This window comes from Pseudomonas sp. Kh14, assembly GCF_900291005.1.
Taxonomy (GTDB): domain Bacteria; phylum Pseudomonadota; class Gammaproteobacteria; order Pseudomonadales; family Pseudomonadaceae; genus Aquipseudomonas; species Aquipseudomonas alloputida.
Genome location: NZ_OLKJ01000004.1, coordinates 196842 through 211358, shown reverse-complemented (window position 1 = coordinate 211358; position 14517 = coordinate 196842). Strand labels below are relative to the sequence as shown.

At 61.4% G+C, this 14517-nt stretch carries 16 protein-coding genes; 9 read left to right on the top strand and 7 right to left on the bottom strand.

Annotated features, from left to right (window positions below):
* Positions 1–359: 359 nt before the first annotated feature.
* Positions 360–1559 (bottom strand): tyrosine--tRNA ligase, encoded by a 1200-nt coding sequence (gene tyrS / locus FQ668_RS01485; RefSeq protein ID WP_010951769.1) that lies wholly within the window; start codon positions 1557–1559, stop codon positions 360–362.
* Between the two features lie 213 nt (positions 1560–1772).
* Here tyrS and FQ668_RS01475 point away from each other — a divergent pair, with 213 nt between their 5' ends.
* The gene (locus FQ668_RS01475; protein ID WP_019436722.1) at positions 1773–3194 is read left to right on the top strand and encodes a peptidoglycan DD-metalloendopeptidase family protein; all 1422 of its coding nucleotides are present in this window, start codon (positions 1773–1775) and stop codon (positions 3192–3194) included.
* Positions 3195–3197: 3 nt separating this feature from the next.
* Entirely contained in the window at positions 3198–4289 is a 1092-nt protein-coding gene (locus FQ668_RS01470; RefSeq protein ID WP_019436723.1) for an anhydro-N-acetylmuramic acid kinase, read from the top strand.
* 59 nt (positions 4290–4348) lie between these two features.
* On the opposite strand, the gene erpA is transcribed toward FQ668_RS01470, so the two are convergent.
* Positions 4349–4699 (bottom strand): iron-sulfur cluster insertion protein ErpA, encoded by a 351-nt coding sequence (gene erpA, locus FQ668_RS01465; RefSeq protein ID WP_003255511.1) that lies wholly within the window; start codon positions 4697–4699, stop codon positions 4349–4351.
* Positions 4700–4846: 147 nt separating this feature from the next.
* Positions 4847–5881, bottom strand: a complete 1035-nt coding sequence (argC, locus tag FQ668_RS01460) for an N-acetyl-gamma-glutamyl-phosphate reductase (RefSeq protein ID WP_014589466.1) — start codon at positions 5879–5881, stop codon at positions 4847–4849.
* A 142-nt stretch (positions 5882–6023) separates the two neighbouring features.
* Between argC and hemJ the strand changes: the two genes are divergently transcribed.
* The 6 genes from hemJ to FQ668_RS01430 all read left to right on the top strand — a co-directional run bounded on the left by hemJ (position 6024) and on the right by FQ668_RS01430 (position 10450).
* Positions 6024–6449, top strand: coding sequence for a protoporphyrinogen oxidase HemJ (hemJ, locus tag FQ668_RS01455; RefSeq protein ID WP_014589465.1), 426 nt, complete (start codon positions 6024–6026; stop codon positions 6447–6449).
* A gap of 28 nt (positions 6450–6477) precedes the next feature.
* Positions 6478–7434: a nitronate monooxygenase family protein gene (locus FQ668_RS01450; protein ID WP_014589464.1), complete on the top strand. Its 957-nt coding sequence runs from the start codon at positions 6478–6480 to the stop codon at positions 7432–7434.
* 67 nt (positions 7435–7501) lie between these two features.
* A complete protein-coding gene (locus FQ668_RS01445) occupies positions 7502–8284 on the top strand; it encodes an SDR family oxidoreductase (protein WP_010951762.1) in 783 nt (260 codons plus the stop codon).
* A 63-nt stretch (positions 8285–8347) separates the two neighbouring features.
* Complete coding sequence (locus FQ668_RS01440; protein WP_003255518.1) at positions 8348–8686, top strand: histidine triad nucleotide-binding protein; 339 nt, start codon at positions 8348–8350, stop codon at positions 8684–8686.
* Positions 8687–8751: 65 nt separating this feature from the next.
* Entirely contained in the window at positions 8752–9399 is a 648-nt protein-coding gene (gene coq7 / locus FQ668_RS01435; protein WP_011953317.1) for a 2-polyprenyl-3-methyl-6-methoxy-1,4-benzoquinone monooxygenase, read from the top strand.
* A 10-nt stretch (positions 9400–9409) separates the two neighbouring features.
* On the top strand, positions 9410–10450 hold the full coding sequence (locus tag FQ668_RS01430) for a DUF2157 domain-containing protein (RefSeq protein WP_014589462.1): 1041 nt from the start codon (positions 9410–9412) through the stop codon (positions 10448–10450).
* 76 nt (positions 10451–10526) lie between these two features.
* Here the strand turns inward: FQ668_RS01430 and FQ668_RS01425 are convergent, their stop codons facing one another.
* The gene (locus FQ668_RS01425; protein ID WP_004376171.1) at positions 10527–10949 is read right to left on the bottom strand and encodes an OsmC family protein; all 423 of its coding nucleotides are present in this window, start codon (positions 10947–10949) and stop codon (positions 10527–10529) included.
* 191 nt (positions 10950–11140) lie between these two features.
* Here FQ668_RS01425 and crp point away from each other — a divergent pair, with 191 nt between their 5' ends.
* The gene (gene crp, locus FQ668_RS01420) at positions 11141–11785 is read left to right on the top strand and encodes a cAMP-activated global transcriptional regulator CRP (RefSeq protein ID WP_019436724.1); all 645 of its coding nucleotides are present in this window, start codon (positions 11141–11143) and stop codon (positions 11783–11785) included.
* Here the strand turns inward: crp and FQ668_RS01415 are convergent.
* From FQ668_RS01415 to trpD, 3 genes are all read right to left on the bottom strand, one after another.
* Positions 11782–12486: a lipoate--protein ligase family protein gene (locus FQ668_RS01415; protein WP_014589460.1), complete on the bottom strand. Its 705-nt coding sequence runs from the start codon at positions 12484–12486 to the stop codon at positions 11782–11784. The genes crp and FQ668_RS01415 overlap by 4 nt on opposite strands.
* Before the next feature lie 147 nt (positions 12487–12633).
* Entirely contained in the window at positions 12634–13467 is an 834-nt protein-coding gene (trpC, locus tag FQ668_RS01410; protein WP_019436725.1) for an indole-3-glycerol phosphate synthase TrpC, read from the bottom strand.
* A complete protein-coding gene (trpD, locus tag FQ668_RS01405; protein WP_014589458.1) occupies positions 13464–14513 on the bottom strand; it encodes an anthranilate phosphoribosyltransferase in 1050 nt (349 codons plus the stop codon). The genes trpC and trpD overlap by 4 nt, the downstream gene beginning before the upstream one ends.
* Between the last annotated feature and the right edge of the window lie 4 nt (positions 14514–14517).

Genomic DNA, 14517 nt, shown 5'->3' with positions numbered 1-14517 from the left:
CAGAGCCTGTCAAGCGTTTATTTTGAAGTTTTTTGCGAGAAACTCGTTTAGCTTCAAACACTTGGCTCGCTGCGATCCCTCGTAGCGGGAGGCGAATCATACAGCACTTGAAAGCGCTGTCAACCATCATCTCAACCGCTTTCGATCATTTGATCGTAGCCCTTACAGCACCTTCCGAATCGTCTAACTCATTGAATCTCAAGGAGTTTGTCGTTCCGTTGTCGCTGGAAGTGGGGCGCATTATAAGGGGATTCGAAAGCCCGTCAACCTTTAATTTCAAGAAACCTTAATATTGCTGAATACAAAGCGGGGAGGCCTACCGGCCTCCCCGCTTCTATATAGCTACACCATCCAGGCAATCACTCAGCCTTGAGGGTAACCCGGCCAAACGACTTCTTGCCCGCTTGGCACACATGGGTAGCACCAAGGACAAACATGAAGTCCTTGTCGACCACTGCACCATCAACTTTCACCGCACCGCTATTCAGCAAGTCTCGCGCCTGCGCCGAGTTCTTGACCAGACCAGCCCGGTTCAGCACCGCAGCAATTGGCAGGTCTTCCGCCGCAGCCACTTCGATCTCCGGCAAGTCTTCCGGCAGCTCGCCTTCCTTCATACGGTTACCGGCAGCACGGTGAGCATTGGCCGCAGCCTCCTCACCATGGAAGCGCGCCACAATTTCTTCCGCCAGCTTGATTTTGATGTCACGTGGGTTGGCGCCATTTGCAACATCGGCCCGGAACTGCTCGATTTCTTCCATCGAACGGAAGCTCAGCAGCTCAAAGTAACGCCACATCAGGGTATCCGGGATCGACACCAGCTTGCTGTACATCACCCCTGGCGCCTCTTGGATGCCGACATAGTTGCCCAGCGACTTCGACATCTTCTTCACGCCGTCGAGCCCTTCGAGCAGTGGCATGGTTACGATGTTCTGCGCTTCCTGGCCATAAGACCGTTGCAGTTCACGCCCCATCAGCAGGTTGAACTTCTGGTCGGTACCGCCCAGCTCGACGTCCGCTTTCAGCGCTACCGAGTCGTACCCCTGCACCAGCGGATAGAGGAACTCGTGAATGGCAATCGGCTGATTGGTGGTGTAACGCTTGTCGAAGTCATCACGCTCCAGCATGCGCGCGACGGTGTACTGCGAAGCCAGGCGAATGAAGTCGGCAGGGGTCAGCTTGTCCATCCATGTGGAGTTGAACGCAACTTCAGTCTTGGCCGGGTCAAGAATCTTGAACACCTGCTGCTTGTACGTCTCGGCGTTCTCCAGCACCTGTTCGCGGGTAAGCGGCGGGCGCGTGGCGCTCTTGCCACTCGGGTCGCCGATCATGCCGGTGAAGTCACCGATCAGGAAGATGACCTGATGGCCCAGATCCTGGAACTGGCGCAGCTTGTTGATCAGCACCGTGTGACCCAGGTGCAGGTCCGGAGCGGTCGGGTCGAAGCCGGCCTTGATGCGCAGAGGTTGGCCGCGCTTGAGCTTCTCCACCAGTTCCGACTCGACCAGTACTTCTTCCGCACCGCGCTTGATAAGCGCCAGCTGCTCTTCAACCGACTTCATAGACAAACCCGCAAGGCTCAGATTCAGGGGGAGCCAACCATACAAGATCGGCCGTCAAATACAAGTTTCGCAAAGGAATGTGACCCGAACACAGGCTTGCGGCGTCTACGCGCCCTTGCGTGAAAATGGATTTGGTTATATTTTATACAGTTATTTCATCTTCATCATGTCATTCATCTTTTCCATTTCACTTTTTTCAAAGTCACCTTGCCCATGACCAACGAACCGCCTAAAGCGCCCCCGCTTTATCCGAAGAGCCATCTGTTGGCCGCCAGCGGCATCGCCGCCCTGCTCAGCCTGGCTTTGCTGGTATTTCCTTCCAGCGAAGTGGAAGCCAAGAAAACTACCCTCAACCTCGAGCTCGAAAGCCCTGCCGAGCAGCTGAAAGACGAATCCCGCGCCGCGCCACTGGTGCAAAGCGAAAGTGAGCAAGGCTCGCCTTTCGCCCAGATCGAAGAGGCTACCCCCGAAACCCAGAAGGCCGATCAGCAGGCTCCGGCCGCCGAACCGGTTGCCGAGGCCGCCAAGGAGCCTGGCCACCGCGAAGTCACCGTAGCCCGCGGCGATACCCTGTCCACCCTGTTCGCCAAGGTTGGTCTGCCTGCCAATGCAGTGCATGACCTGCTGGCAAGTAACAAGCAGGCCAAGCAGTTCAGCCAGCTAAAGCACGGCCAGGTGCTGCAGTTCGAACTCGACAAGGATGGCCAATTGGCCAGCCTGCACAGCAAGGTCAGCAACCTCGAAACCATTCAACTGACCAAGACCGCCAAGGGCTACACCTTCAATCGTGAAATCAGCAAGCCGGTGGTGCGTACCGCCTATGCCCACGGCGTGATCAAGAGCTCGCTGTCGGCATCGGCCCAGCGCGCCGGCCTGTCCCACAGCATGACCATGAGCCTGGCCCGCGTGCTGGGTTACGACATCGACTTCGCTCAGGACATTCGTCCGGGTGACGAATTCGACGTGGTCTATGAGCAGAAAGTGATGGACGGCAAGGTCGTCGGTACCGGCAATATCCTGTCCGCCCGCTTCACCAATCGCGGCAAGACCTACACCGCCGTGCGCTATACCAACAAGCAGGGCAACACTGCCTACTACACCGCCGACGGCAACAGCCTGCGCAAGGCCTTCATCCGTACCCCCGTCGACTTCGCCCGCATCAGCTCGCGCTTTTCCGCCGGCCGCAAGCACCCGATCCTGAACAAGATCCGCGCCCACAAAGGCGTCGACTACGCGGCCCCCCGCGGTACGCCGATCAAGGCAGCCGGTGACGGCCGTATCGAACTGGCCGGTCGCCGAGGCGGCTACGGCAATACCGTGATTATCCAGCACGGTAACCGTTACAAGACGCTGTACGGCCACATGCAGGGCTTCGCCAAGGGCATCAAGACCGGCAGCACGGTCAAGCAGGGCCAGATCATTGGCTATATCGGTACCACTGGCCTGTCCACCGGACCGCACCTGCACTACGAGTTTCAGGTCAACGGCGTGCACGTCGATCCGCTGAGCCAAAAAGTGCCGATGGCCGACCCGATCGCCAAAAACGAGCGCCAACGCTTCCTGCAGCAGAGCCAACCACTGATTGCCCGTATGGACCAGGAAAAGGCAACCATGCTCGCAGCGAACAAGCGCTAAGCCATGGCGCTCTATCTGGGGGTGATGTCCGGCACCAGCCTCGATGGCCTGGACATTGCCCTGATCGAACAAGGCGAGCAGCTTGAGCTGCTCGCCACTCATTACCTGCCCATGCCCGACGACTTGCGGCAGGAGCTGCTTGCCCTGTGCAGCAGCGGCCCTGACGAGATCGCACGTGCGGCACTGGCGGAAAACCGCTGGGCCAGCCTGGCAGGGGAAGGTATCAACCAGTTGCTGGCCCGCCAGGGCCTGAAGGCGGAAGCCATCCGCGCCATTGGTAGCCACGGCCAGACCATCCGCCATGAACCGGCACGTGGTTTTACTGTGCAGATCGGCAACCCGGCGCTGCTCGCCGAACTGACCGGCATCAGCGTGGTCGCCGACTTCCGCCGCCGCGATGTAGCGGCCGGCGGCCAAGGCGCGCCGCTGGTGCCCGCCTTTCACGAAACCCTGTTCAACCACCTTGGCCAGCGACTGGCAATCCTTAACGTAGGCGGTTTCAGCAACCTCAGCCTGATCGAGCAGGACAAGCCGGTTCATGGGTTCGATTGCGGCCCGGGGAACGTGCTGCTGGATGCCTGGATCGAGCGCGAGCACGGCCACGCCTACGATGCAGATGGCGCATGGGCTGCCTCGGGTGTGGTGCAGCCCAGGTTGCTCAGCGTACTGATGGCTGACCCGTTCTTTGCCGGCAGCGGCCCGAAGAGTACCGGCCGCGAGGTATTCAACCTGCCTTGGCTGGATCGCCACCTGGCCACCCTGCCGGCATACCGGGCCCAGGACGTGCAGGCGACACTGCTGGAACTGACCGCACGCAGCATCATCGATTCGCTTGGCAAAGCCCAGCAAGGCACCGAGGCGCTGTTGGTCTGTGGTGGAGGCGCCCGCAACGGCGCGCTGATGGCCCGTCTTGGCCAGCTGCTACCTGCGGCCCGTGTCGCAAGCACTGGCGCCTATGGCGTAGACCCGGACTGGGTCGAAGCCATGGCCTTCGCCTGGCTGGCTCACTGCTGCCTGGAGGGTATCGCCGCCAACCGCCCCAGCGTCACTGCCGCCAAGGGCCTGCGCGTACTGGGCGCAATCTACCCGGCATAGCCGCTACGCCAGAAAGCAAAACGCCGCGCAATTGCGCGGCGTTTTCGTATGCCCAGCCCTTAGATCGAGAACGACGACCCGCAACCGCAGGTGGTCGCGGCATTCGGGTTCTTGATCACGAAACGCGAACCTTCCAGGCCTTCCTGGTAGTCCACTTCGGCACCTGCCAGGTACTGGAAGCTCATCGGGTCGACCACCAGGGAAACGCCCTCGCGCTCGACAATGGTGTCATCTTCGGCCACGTCTTCATCGAAGGTGAAGCCATACTGGAAGCCCGAGCAACCACCACCGGTCACGAACACCCGCAGTTTCAGACGTTCATTGCCTTCCTCATTGACCAGGTTTTTCACCTTCTGGGCTGCCCCATGGGTGAACTCCAGACCTGTAGGGGTGAAGGTTTCGACGCTCATGTTGATTCTCCCGGCGCGGTAGCCGCCATAAAACTCGATGACGCGCATTATCCGCTTTCCCGAGAAAATCGGTCAAGAATTGTGCGGCTTTAGTCGCGACCTGCAAAAAGGCCCGCACGACGCGGGCCTTTTCCAATGCTGGCGGACTTACGGCAGCAAGCCGGCATGGGCCAGGCCCATGCGCTCATCCAGGCCGAACAGAATGTTGAGGTTCTGCACCGCCTGGCCGGAGGCGCCCTTGACCAGGTTGTCGATCACCGACAGCACCACCACCAGGTCACCACCCTGCGGACGATGAACGGCAATGCGGCAGACGTTGGCACCACGCACGCTACGGGTTTCCGGATGGCTGCCTGCTGGCATCACGTCGACGAACGGTTCATCGGCGTAGCGTTTCTCGAACAGCGCCTGCAGGTCGACCGACGTATCGACCACGTTCGCGTAAAGGGTGGCGTGGATACCACGGATCATCGGCGTCAGGTGCGGCACGAACGTCAGGCCGATATCCTTGCCAGCGGCCAGGCGCAAGCCTTGGCTGATTTCTGGCAGGTGACGATGCCCCTTGACTGCATAGGCCTTCATGCTCTCGCCGGCTTCGCAGAACAGCGAGCCCACTGCGGCGCCACGGCCAGCGCCGCTGACACCCGACTTGCAGTCGGCGATCAGGCGCGACGGGTCAGCCAGCCCTGCTTCCAGCAGCGGCAGGAAGCCCAGCTGGGTTGCGGTCGGATAGCAACCCGGCACAGCGATCAGGCGGGCCTGGCGGATCTTCTCGCGGTTGACTTCCGGCAGGCCATACACTGCGTCCTTGAGCAGCTCTGGTGCGCCATGGGGCTGACCGTACCATTTGCCCCACTCAGCGGCATCCTGCAGACGGAAGTCGGCCGACAGGTCGATCACCTTGGTGCCAGCTGCCAGCAGCTCACCAGCCAGGGCGTGGGCAACACCATGCGGAGTGGCGAAGAACACCACATCGCAGGCGGCCAGAGCCTTGCTGTCCGGCACGCTGAACGCCAGCCCGTCATAGTGGCCGCGCAAGTTCGGGTACATGTCCGCCACCGCCACGCCCGCCTCGGAGCGCGAAGTGATGACCGCCACTTCGGCCTGTGGATGCTGTGCCAGCAGACGCAACAGTTCGACGCCGGTGTAACCCGTGCCGCCGACGATACCGACCTTGATCATAACGCTTGCCCCTTATCAACGAGCCGTCTGGAAAGCGCACGATAATAGGGGCGCAGGGCGCCTGTAACAACTCTTCGGGTGACCCTTCGGGCGCCTGACCACTACTATCTGACGACCGTGACTATCTGAAGGAACTCCCTCCATGCTTTACCTATGGATCAAAGCGCTGCATATCGTCAGCGTGGTCTGCTGGTTCGCCGGCCTGTTCTACCTGCCCAGGCTGTTCGTCTACCACGCCCAGAGCCAGGACAGCATCAGCCAGGAACGCTTCGTTACCATGGAGCGCAAGCTGTACCGCGGCATCATGAACCCGGCGATGATCGCCACATACATTTTTGGCGCCTGGATGCTGTACCTCACCCCCGGCTGGCTGAGCCAGGGGTGGCTGCATGCCAAGCTCACCCTGGTCATCCTGCTGACCGGCTACCATCACGTATGCGGTGCCCAGCGCAAACGCTTCGCCAACGGCACCAACACCCGCAGCCACGTTTACTATCGCTGGTTCAACGAAGTGCCCGTGCTGATCCTGCTGGCTATCGTCATTCTGGTGGTGGTGAAACCGTTCTGACATAGCCGCCCGCTCAAGGAGCCTTGCCATGTCGCTACCTGCCTCGCTCGAACAACGCCTGCGGCTGCCCGTGGTTGCCGCGCCGATGTTCCTCATCTCCAACCCCCAACTGGTGCTGGCCTGCTGCGCCAGCGGTGTAGTTGGCAGTTTCCCGGCCCTGAACCAACGCGACAGCGCTGGCTTCAAGGCTTGGCTGGAAGAGATCGAGGCAGGCCTGGCTCAACTGCAGGCGCCAGCGCCCTACGCCGTCAACCTGATCGTCCACCCGACCAACCCGCGCCTGCAGGCCGACTTGGCCTTGTGCGTCGAACAGCGTGTACCAATCGTTATCACCAGCCTGGGGGCGGTAAAGGAAGTGGTCGATGCCGTACACGGCTACGGCGGCCTGGTGCTCCACGATGTCACCACCCGCCGGCATGCAGAAAAAGCCGCCGAAGCCGGTGTCGATGGCCTTATCGCCGTCGCCGCCGGCGCAGGCGGCCATGCCGGCACCTGGAGCCCGTTCGCCCTGGCCGCAGAAATTCGCCAGTTCTTCGACAAGACCCTGCTGCTGGCTGGTTGCATTAACCACGGCCACGAAATCCTGGCCGCACAACTGCTGGGGGCGGACTTGGCATACATGGGCACGCGCTTCATCGCCACCACAGAAAGCCAGGCTCAGGGCACCTACAAACAGATGCTGCTGGATGCCCATGCCGCCGACATCATTCACACACCCGTGGTGTCCGGCATCCCCGCCAGCTTCTTGCGCCAGAGCCTGGAGCAGGCCGGCTACGACATGAACGCCCTCAAAGGCGGGCAGGTGCAAGGCAAGCTCAAACCGATCGATGACGAAGCCAAGGCCTGGAAGACCGTATGGTCAGCGGGCCAGGGCGTCGGTGCAATCCATGACCTGCCCAGCGCCAGCGCATTGATCGAGCGCCTGCATGGCGAGTACCGGCAAGCCCTGGAGCACTGCCAGGTTCTGCGCGCCCGCGCCTTGTAGCAAAAGGCAACACCTTGCACGGGCAAGTTGTACACTAGGCGCCCTCTTCCGGCCCCAGGAGCCTTGCATGACCCGTTACGCCATGATCACTGGTGCTTCCAGCGGCCTGGGCCTGGCCTTGGCGGAAGCGCTGGCACGGCGCGGGCGGAACCTGATCCTGGTGGCACGCCAACGAGAAACGCTGGAGCCTGTCGCCATCGAGCTGACCCAGCGTTTCGGTGTCGAGGTGCTGTTCCGCGCCTGCGACCTCAGCCAGCCGTTGCGCCTTTCAGGCTTCGTGCTGGAGCTGGAAGAAGGCGAGCGGCGTATCGATTTACTGGTCAACTGCGCGGGCTTGCGCACCTATGGCCCGTTCCTGGCCCATGAATGGGCCGACGAACAGGATCTGCTGGAAGTCAACGTGCTGGCCCTGAGCCGCCTGTGCCACGCCATCGGTAACCTGATGGCTGTACAGGGTGGCGGGCAGATTCTCAACGTCGCCGGCTTGGCCGGGGTGGCGCCTGGCCCATGGATGGCCGCCTATGCCGCCAGCAAGGCCTACGTGCTGAGCTTTTCCCAGGCCCTGCGTGAAGAACTCAAGCGTACCGGCATCAAGGTCTCGGTACTGTGCCCTGGCCCAGTACGTTCCGCACGCCGGCGCATTGCGCGGCTCGATGGCAAGCCGCGCTGTCTCAGCCCCGAGGAAGTGGCGCTGTACACCGTGCGGGCACTGGACAAGAACCGCGCACTGATCATGCCCGGCCGGCGCAACCGCTGGCTGGCGTTCGCACCGCGGCTGCTGCCGCGCTGGCTGGTGCGCAAGCTGGCCGGGGCCATCCACCGCCGCTATTGCCCCTCAGGCATGGAATAGCCACTGGGCGAGCGGCTCACGGCTGAGTACACTCGGCCCGACCCTCACCATGGAGCAAGTGCTGTGGACGATCTATTCCTCAAAATCATCAACCGGGAAATCCCGGCAGATATCATCTATGAAGACGACCAGATCCTGGCCTTCAAGGACATTGCACCCGCGGCACCGGTACATTTTCTGGTCATCCCGAAAAAGCACATTCGCACCCTCAATGACCTGACCGAAGAAGACAAGGCCCTGGCTGGCCACATCCTGTTCACCGCCCAGCGCCTGGCTGTCGAACAAGGCTGCGAGGAAGGTTTCCGTGTGGTCATGAACTGCAACCCAAAAGGCGGCCAGACCGTCTACCACATCCATATGCACGTGCTTGGCCAGCGCCAGATGAACTGGCCACCGGGCTGACCCACGGCAAGCGACCCCGCCGCTATTGCGGTAAACTGTCGGGCACATTCTTGCGGAGGTGCCCGATGGCTACCGAACGTCACTACTCGCCGCTCGACCGCTTGTTGCTGCAGGCCGATACTGCCATGCGCACCTTGCTGCCTTTCAGCGGCCAACCCGCCCGGCCATCGCCGGCCATCGTCCAGCCAGACGTTGACCTGGACGAACAACAGGCCCGTCATATTGCCGGACTGATGCGCATCAACCATACCGGTGAAGTCTGCGCCCAGGCGCTGTACCAAGGCCAAGCCCTGACCGCCAAGCTGCCGGAAGTGCGCAAGGCCATGGAGCATGCCGCCGAGGAAGAAGTGGACCACCTGGCCTGGTGCGAGCAGCGCATTCGCCAGCTGAACAGCCACCCGAGCGTGCTCAACCCTCTGTTCTACGGCATGTCGTTCGGCATCGGCGCGCTGGCCGGGCTGGTCAGCGACAAAGTCAGCCTGGGCTTCGTCGCCGCTACCGAACATCAGGTGTGCAAGCACCTTGACGAGCACTTGGAGCAGCTCCCGCACGAAGATGAAAAATCCCGGGCCATTCTCGAGCAAATGCGCATCGACGAAGAACAGCACGCCGAGTCTGCACTGGAAGCCGGTGGTTACCGCTTCCCGGCCCCCGTCCGCTTTGGCATGAGCTTGCTGGCCAAGGTCATGACCAAGAGCACATACCGTATCTGAAGGCATCACCATGACGGATCGATTCGACGCCAAGGACCTGGCGCGCGCCGTGCAAGCAGGCATTCTCCAACCAGGTCAGGACCAAAGCCTGTTGGCATTCCTGCGCCAGCAACCCGCACCACGTGGCAGCTTTCAGCTGGCCCATGTTGCCTTCTACTTTGGCGCCATGCTGATCATGGCGGCCTTGGGCTGGTTGCTCACCGAGGCCTGGATGAGCCTCGGTGACAGCGCGCTGTTGATCATCGCCAGCCTCTATATCCTGTTGATCACCTTGTTCGCCCTCAATCTGCAACGCCGCGCCCAGCCCGTCGCCGCTGGCGTGCTGGCAGCTGTAGCAGTCAGCATCGTGCCGCTGGCGGTATTCGCTATCGAACGCATGTTCGGCTGGTGGCCACTGGACGATGTGCAGGCCGACTACCACCAGTACTACACCTACGTGCAGGGTGGCTGGCTGGCGATGGAAGCGGCCACGGTGCTTGCCGGGCTGCTGATGCTGCGGCTGATCCCCTACCCGTTCGTCGTCATGCCAATGGCCGTAGCCTTGTGGTTCATGTCGATGGACCTTAGCGAGTGGTTCTTCGGCTCCCCGTTCAGCTGGGAGCAGCGCCGCCAGGTATCCCTGTGGTTTGGGCTGGGCTTGCTGGTGGTGTTCCTCGTGATAGACGGCCGCACGCGTGAAGACTACGCCCGTTGGGGTTACCTCGCCGGACTGGCAGCATTCTGGGGCGGGTTGACACTACTGGAAAGCGGCAGTGAGTTGGGCAAGGCCATTTACTGCCTGATCAACATTGCGCTGATGGGCATGGCGGTGCTGCTGCGTCGGCCGGTGTTCATGGTGTTTGGTGCGCTGGGGGTGGCGGCGTATCTGGGATATCTGTCGTACGAGGTGTTTGCCCAGTCGCTGCTGTTCCCGGTGGTGCTGACCATGATCGGGCTGGGGGTTATCTGGCTTGGGCTGGTTTACCAGAAGCGCCGGGAGCGGTTGAGCCAGGCGCTGAGAAGCAGTCTTCCGCAATGGTTGCGGATAGCCCTTCCGGCCCTGCGCAACTGAAGCTCGCCCGGGCCGCAGGTGGGAGCGGGTTCACCCGCTTCCACAAGGGCTGCAAAGCGGCCCCGGAATCTCAGCCTTAACCCAGCTCTACGATTTCGTACCCATGGGTAATCTCAACCCCGGCACGCTCAAGCATGATCGAAGCCGAGCAATACTTTTCCGCCGACAGCTCCACCGCCCGCTTGACCTGCGCCTCTTTCAGCCCACGCCCCTTCACCACGAAGTTCATGTGAATCTTGGTGAACACCTTAGGGTCTTCGCTGGCGCGCTCCGCCTCCAGAAATGCCTCGCAGCTTTCCACTGCCTGGCGCGACTTCTTCAGAATGCTGACCACGTCAAAGCTGCTGCAGCCACCCAGGCCCAGCAACAGCATTTCCATCGGTCGCACGCCCAGGTTGCGGCCGCCGGCCTCGGGCGGGCCGTCCATTACGACGACATGGCCGCTCCCCGATTCGCCGAGGAACATTGCCTCACCGGCCCACTGGATACGTGCCTTCATCTACCCGGACTCCTGATTTTCGGAAAAGGGTGTCAGCTTAGACCTTGCGCGGCTGTGGGAAAAGCACGAGATGTGTCGGTTTAGTACCGAAACATCTTGTAGTGTCTGATAAGCTGGCGCCAAATGACTGGCGCTTTCCGTCAGCCAACCTCTAAAAAAAGCCTATGCGTCATATCGAACAGGATTTCGTGATGGTTGCCTCCGCCCTACCCGCCAAGATAAAGAACATCGACAAGCTACTGGTACACTGCCAGCGCCGCCGCTACACCGCCAAAAGCAATATCATCTGCGCCGGCGACCGGGCCGAGACACTGTCTTTTATCATCAAGGGTTCGGTCACCATCCTCATCGAGGACGACGACGGCCATGAAATGATCATTGCCTACCTCAACAATGGCGATTTTTTTGGCGAGCTAGGCCTGTTCGAGCCCGTTGATGGCGAGCAGCAGCGCAGTGCCTGGGTACGCGCCAAGACCGAATGCGAAGTGGCCGAAATCAGCTACGAGAAGTTTCGCGAGCTGGCGCGCCAGGACCCGGAAATCCTCTATGCCCTGGGTAGCCAGATGGCCCAGCGCCTGCGCAACACCACGCGCAAGGTTGGCGATTTGGCATTTTTCGACGTCACCGGGCGAGTTGCCCGTTGCCTGCTGGAACTGTGCAAGCAGCCCGACGCCATGACCCACCCAGATGGCATGCAAATCAAGATTACCCGTCAGGAAATTGGCCGAATCGTCGGTTGCTCTCGGGAAATGGTCGGCCGCGTTCTCAAAGACCTTGAGGAACGCAGCCTGGTGCAGGTCAAGGGCAAGACCATGGTGGTCTACGGTACCCGCTAGTCCTTGGGCAACTCGGCCAGTACCTTGGCGTAGGCCTGCGAAAGGCGCTCGAACCAGGGTGCTGCCGGCGCCACTTCGTGCAAGGCGATGTGCGCATCGGCGCGACAGCGTTGCTCCAGCTCACAGCACTCGTTGAAGCGGTTGACCGCCGCCACCATCGACTCACGCTCGTTGTCCAGCAGCAGCGCACCGTGCACCAGCACCACCGGGCGCTTGCCACCCAGGCCCTGACGCCAGCGCTGGGCGGTACCCACCAATTTGCGGCCATTGAGGTTGACGTTGTAGCGGCCATCGCAGAAGGCCCCGTCGATTTCCCCGACCGACGCTACACCGCCCCACTCGCGCAGCACATCGCACAGCGGCAGACACAGGCGCTCGTAGGCATTTTCGATACGGCCATGGTCGCCTTCACTGCGCGGCGCGGCGTAGACCAGTGCAACGTTCACCGTCGAATGCGACTGAGGCACCGGCTCACCGCCGGTTTCTCGCAACAGCACCGGCCAGCCAGCAATAGCCAATTCCGCGCAGGCGACCTCGAAGTTGCCCAGCCGGCTCATGCGCCGAGGCATGACCAGCGCGTGGTCGGTGGGGCGCCAGAACAGCACCCCACTTTCGCGTTCGCCGCGGCAGACGGCGGCCAGCAGCTCCTGCTCGGCGTGCAGGCCTTGTTCGACGCTCAGGGCCAGGGGTTGATCGGTCATTGATCCACCTATGATGTTGATTTCACTGGCCTCTTCGCGGGTAAACCCGCCCCTACGACAGGGCGCGTACCCGTGTAGGGGCGGGCTTGCCCGCGAAGAGGCCACTACAGGTACAAAAAAGCCGGCAAAAACGCCGGCTTCATTTGATCAGTCCAGTTGCTGAACAGTCTTCTTCACCTGCTCAGGGAAGAACAGCCGCTGTAATTCCAGGCCAGGCTGCTCAGCGCGCATGAACGCCTCACCCACCAGGAACGAGTAAACCTCGTTGATTGCCATCAGTTCCACATCGGCCCGGTTGAGAATACCGCTTTCGGTAATCGCCAGACGGTCACGCGGAATGCGCGGCAGCAGGTCAAGGGTGGTTTCCAGGCTGACCTCGAAGGTGTGCAGGTTGCGGTTGTTCACCCCCACCAGCGGCGTGTCCAGTGTTGTCAGCGCGCGCTCCAGTTCATCGCCATCGTGCACTTCCACCAGCACGTCGAGGCCGACGTCCTTGGCAGTGGCGGCCAGTTCAGCCATCTTCACGTCATCCAGCGCCGACACGATCAGCAGTACGCAATCTGCCCCCAGGGCACGGGCTTCGACGATCTGGTAAGGGTCGACCATGAAGTCCTTGCGGATCACCGGCAGCGAAACAGCCGCGCGGGCCTGCTGCAAGTACTCATCGGCACCCTGGAAATAATCGACATCGGTCAACACCGACAGGCAGGTGGCCCCGCCCTTCTCGTAGCTGACCGCGATTTCCGCTGGCACGAAGTGCTCGCGGATCACGCCCTTGCTTGGCGAAGCCTTCTTGATTTCGGCAATCACCGCGGGCTGCTTGCGCTTGGCCTGCTCGATCAGCGCGTTGGCGAAGCCTCGCGGGGCGTCAGCGGCCTTGGCCAGGCCCTCCAGTTCGGCGAGGCTGACGCGCGCACTGCGCTCGGCCACTTCCTGAAACTTGCGGGCAATGATCCTTTCCAGCACCGTCGGCACACTCATGCTTCGTTCTCCACCTTGAATACTGCAGTAAAGGCACCCAATTCCTGCAGCTTTTCCCAGGCCAGGCCGGTGTGCAGTACATCATGGGCCAGTTCTACACCGGCTTTCAGGCTCATGGCATGGTCAGCGGCATACAGCGCCGCGCCAGCATTAAGCACGATCATCTCGGCGGCCTTCTGACCGTTCTCGGTCTTGCGCCGCCCCAGCGCATCGCGGATCAACTCCAGCGAAGCCTGAGGGCTCTCGACAGCCAGGCCATGAAGGCTCTGGCTCTTCATGCCGAGGTCTTCCGGCTCTACCCAATATTCAGTGATTTCGCCGTTTTTCAGTTCGGCAACGAAGGTGGGTGCAGCCAGGCTGAACTCGTCCAGACCATCCTTCGAGTGCACGACCAGCACATGCTTGCTCCCCAGGCGCTGCAGCACCTCAGCCAGCGGGCGGCAAAGGGTTTGCGCGAACACACCAACCACCTGGTGCTTCACTCCGGCCGGATTCGTAAGCGGGCCGAGCATATTGAACAGGGTGCGCAACCCCAGTTCTCGACGCGGGCCAGCGGCATGTTTCATGGCCGAGTGGTGACTTTGCGCGAACATGAAGCCGATGCCCAGGCTGTCGATGCAGCGTGCCACTTGCGTTGGCGTCAGGTTCAGGTAGATGCCGGCAGCTTCCAGCAGGTCGGCACTGCCGCTCTTGCCCGATACTGCGCGGTTACCATGCTTGGCCACCGGGCAGCCCGCCGCCGCCAGGACAAAAGACGAAGCGGTGGACACGTTGAAGATGTTGGCGCCATCACCGCCGGTCCCGACAATATCGACGACACCATCAAGGCTTTGCAGCTCGACCTTTTCGGCCAGCTCGCGCATCACCGACACCGCACCGACGATTTCGTCGATGCTTTCGCTTTTCATGCGCATGCCCATCAGGAAAGCGCCTATCTGCGCCTCGCTGCACTGACCGGTCATGATCTGGCGCATGACCTCGCGCATTTCTTCGGTAGTAAGGTCCAACTGGCCGACGATACGGCTCAACGCACTCTTGATATCCATGTTC

Excerpts from the sequence above, each read along its gene's own strand:
- tyrS (WP_010951769.1), bottom strand. The coding sequence starts at position 1,559 with ATGAAGTCGGTTGAAGAGCAGCTGGCGCTTATCAAGCGCGGTGCGGAA.
- trpD (WP_014589458.1), bottom strand. The coding sequence starts at position 14,513 with ATGGATATCAAGAGTGCGTTGAGCCGTATCGTCGGCCAGTTGGACCTT.
- trpC (WP_019436725.1), bottom strand. The coding sequence starts at position 13,467 with ATGAGTGTGCCGACGGTGCTGGAAAGGATCATTGCCCGCAAGTTTCAG.
- coq7 (WP_011953317.1), top strand. The coding sequence starts at position 8,752 with ATGGCTACCGAACGTCACTACTCGCCGCTCGACCGCTTGTTGCTGCAG.
- argC (WP_014589466.1), bottom strand. The coding sequence starts at position 5,881 with ATGATCAAGGTCGGTATCGTCGGCGGCACGGGTTACACCGGCGTCGAA.
- FQ668_RS01425 (WP_004376171.1), bottom strand. The coding sequence starts at position 10,949 with ATGAAGGCACGTATCCAGTGGGCCGGTGAGGCAATGTTCCTCGGCGAA.
- FQ668_RS01415 (WP_014589460.1), bottom strand. The coding sequence starts at position 12,486 with ATGACCGATCAACCCCTGGCCCTGAGCGTCGAACAAGGCCTGCACGCC.
- hemJ (WP_014589465.1), top strand. The coding sequence starts at position 6,024 with ATGCTTTACCTATGGATCAAAGCGCTGCATATCGTCAGCGTGGTCTGC.
- FQ668_RS01450 (WP_014589464.1), top strand. The coding sequence starts at position 6,478 with ATGTCGCTACCTGCCTCGCTCGAACAACGCCTGCGGCTGCCCGTGGTT.
- FQ668_RS01445 (WP_010951762.1), top strand. The coding sequence starts at position 7,502 with ATGACCCGTTACGCCATGATCACTGGTGCTTCCAGCGGCCTGGGCCTG.
- crp (WP_019436724.1), top strand. The coding sequence starts at position 11,141 with ATGGTTGCCTCCGCCCTACCCGCCAAGATAAAGAACATCGACAAGCTA.
- erpA (WP_003255511.1), bottom strand. The coding sequence starts at position 4,699 with ATGAGCGTCGAAACCTTCACCCCTACAGGTCTGGAGTTCACCCATGGG.
- FQ668_RS01470 (WP_019436723.1), top strand. The coding sequence starts at position 3,198 with ATGGCGCTCTATCTGGGGGTGATGTCCGGCACCAGCCTCGATGGCCTG.
- FQ668_RS01430 (WP_014589462.1), top strand. The coding sequence starts at position 9,410 with ATGACGGATCGATTCGACGCCAAGGACCTGGCGCGCGCCGTGCAAGCA.
- FQ668_RS01475 (WP_019436722.1), top strand. The coding sequence starts at position 1,773 with ATGACCAACGAACCGCCTAAAGCGCCCCCGCTTTATCCGAAGAGCCAT.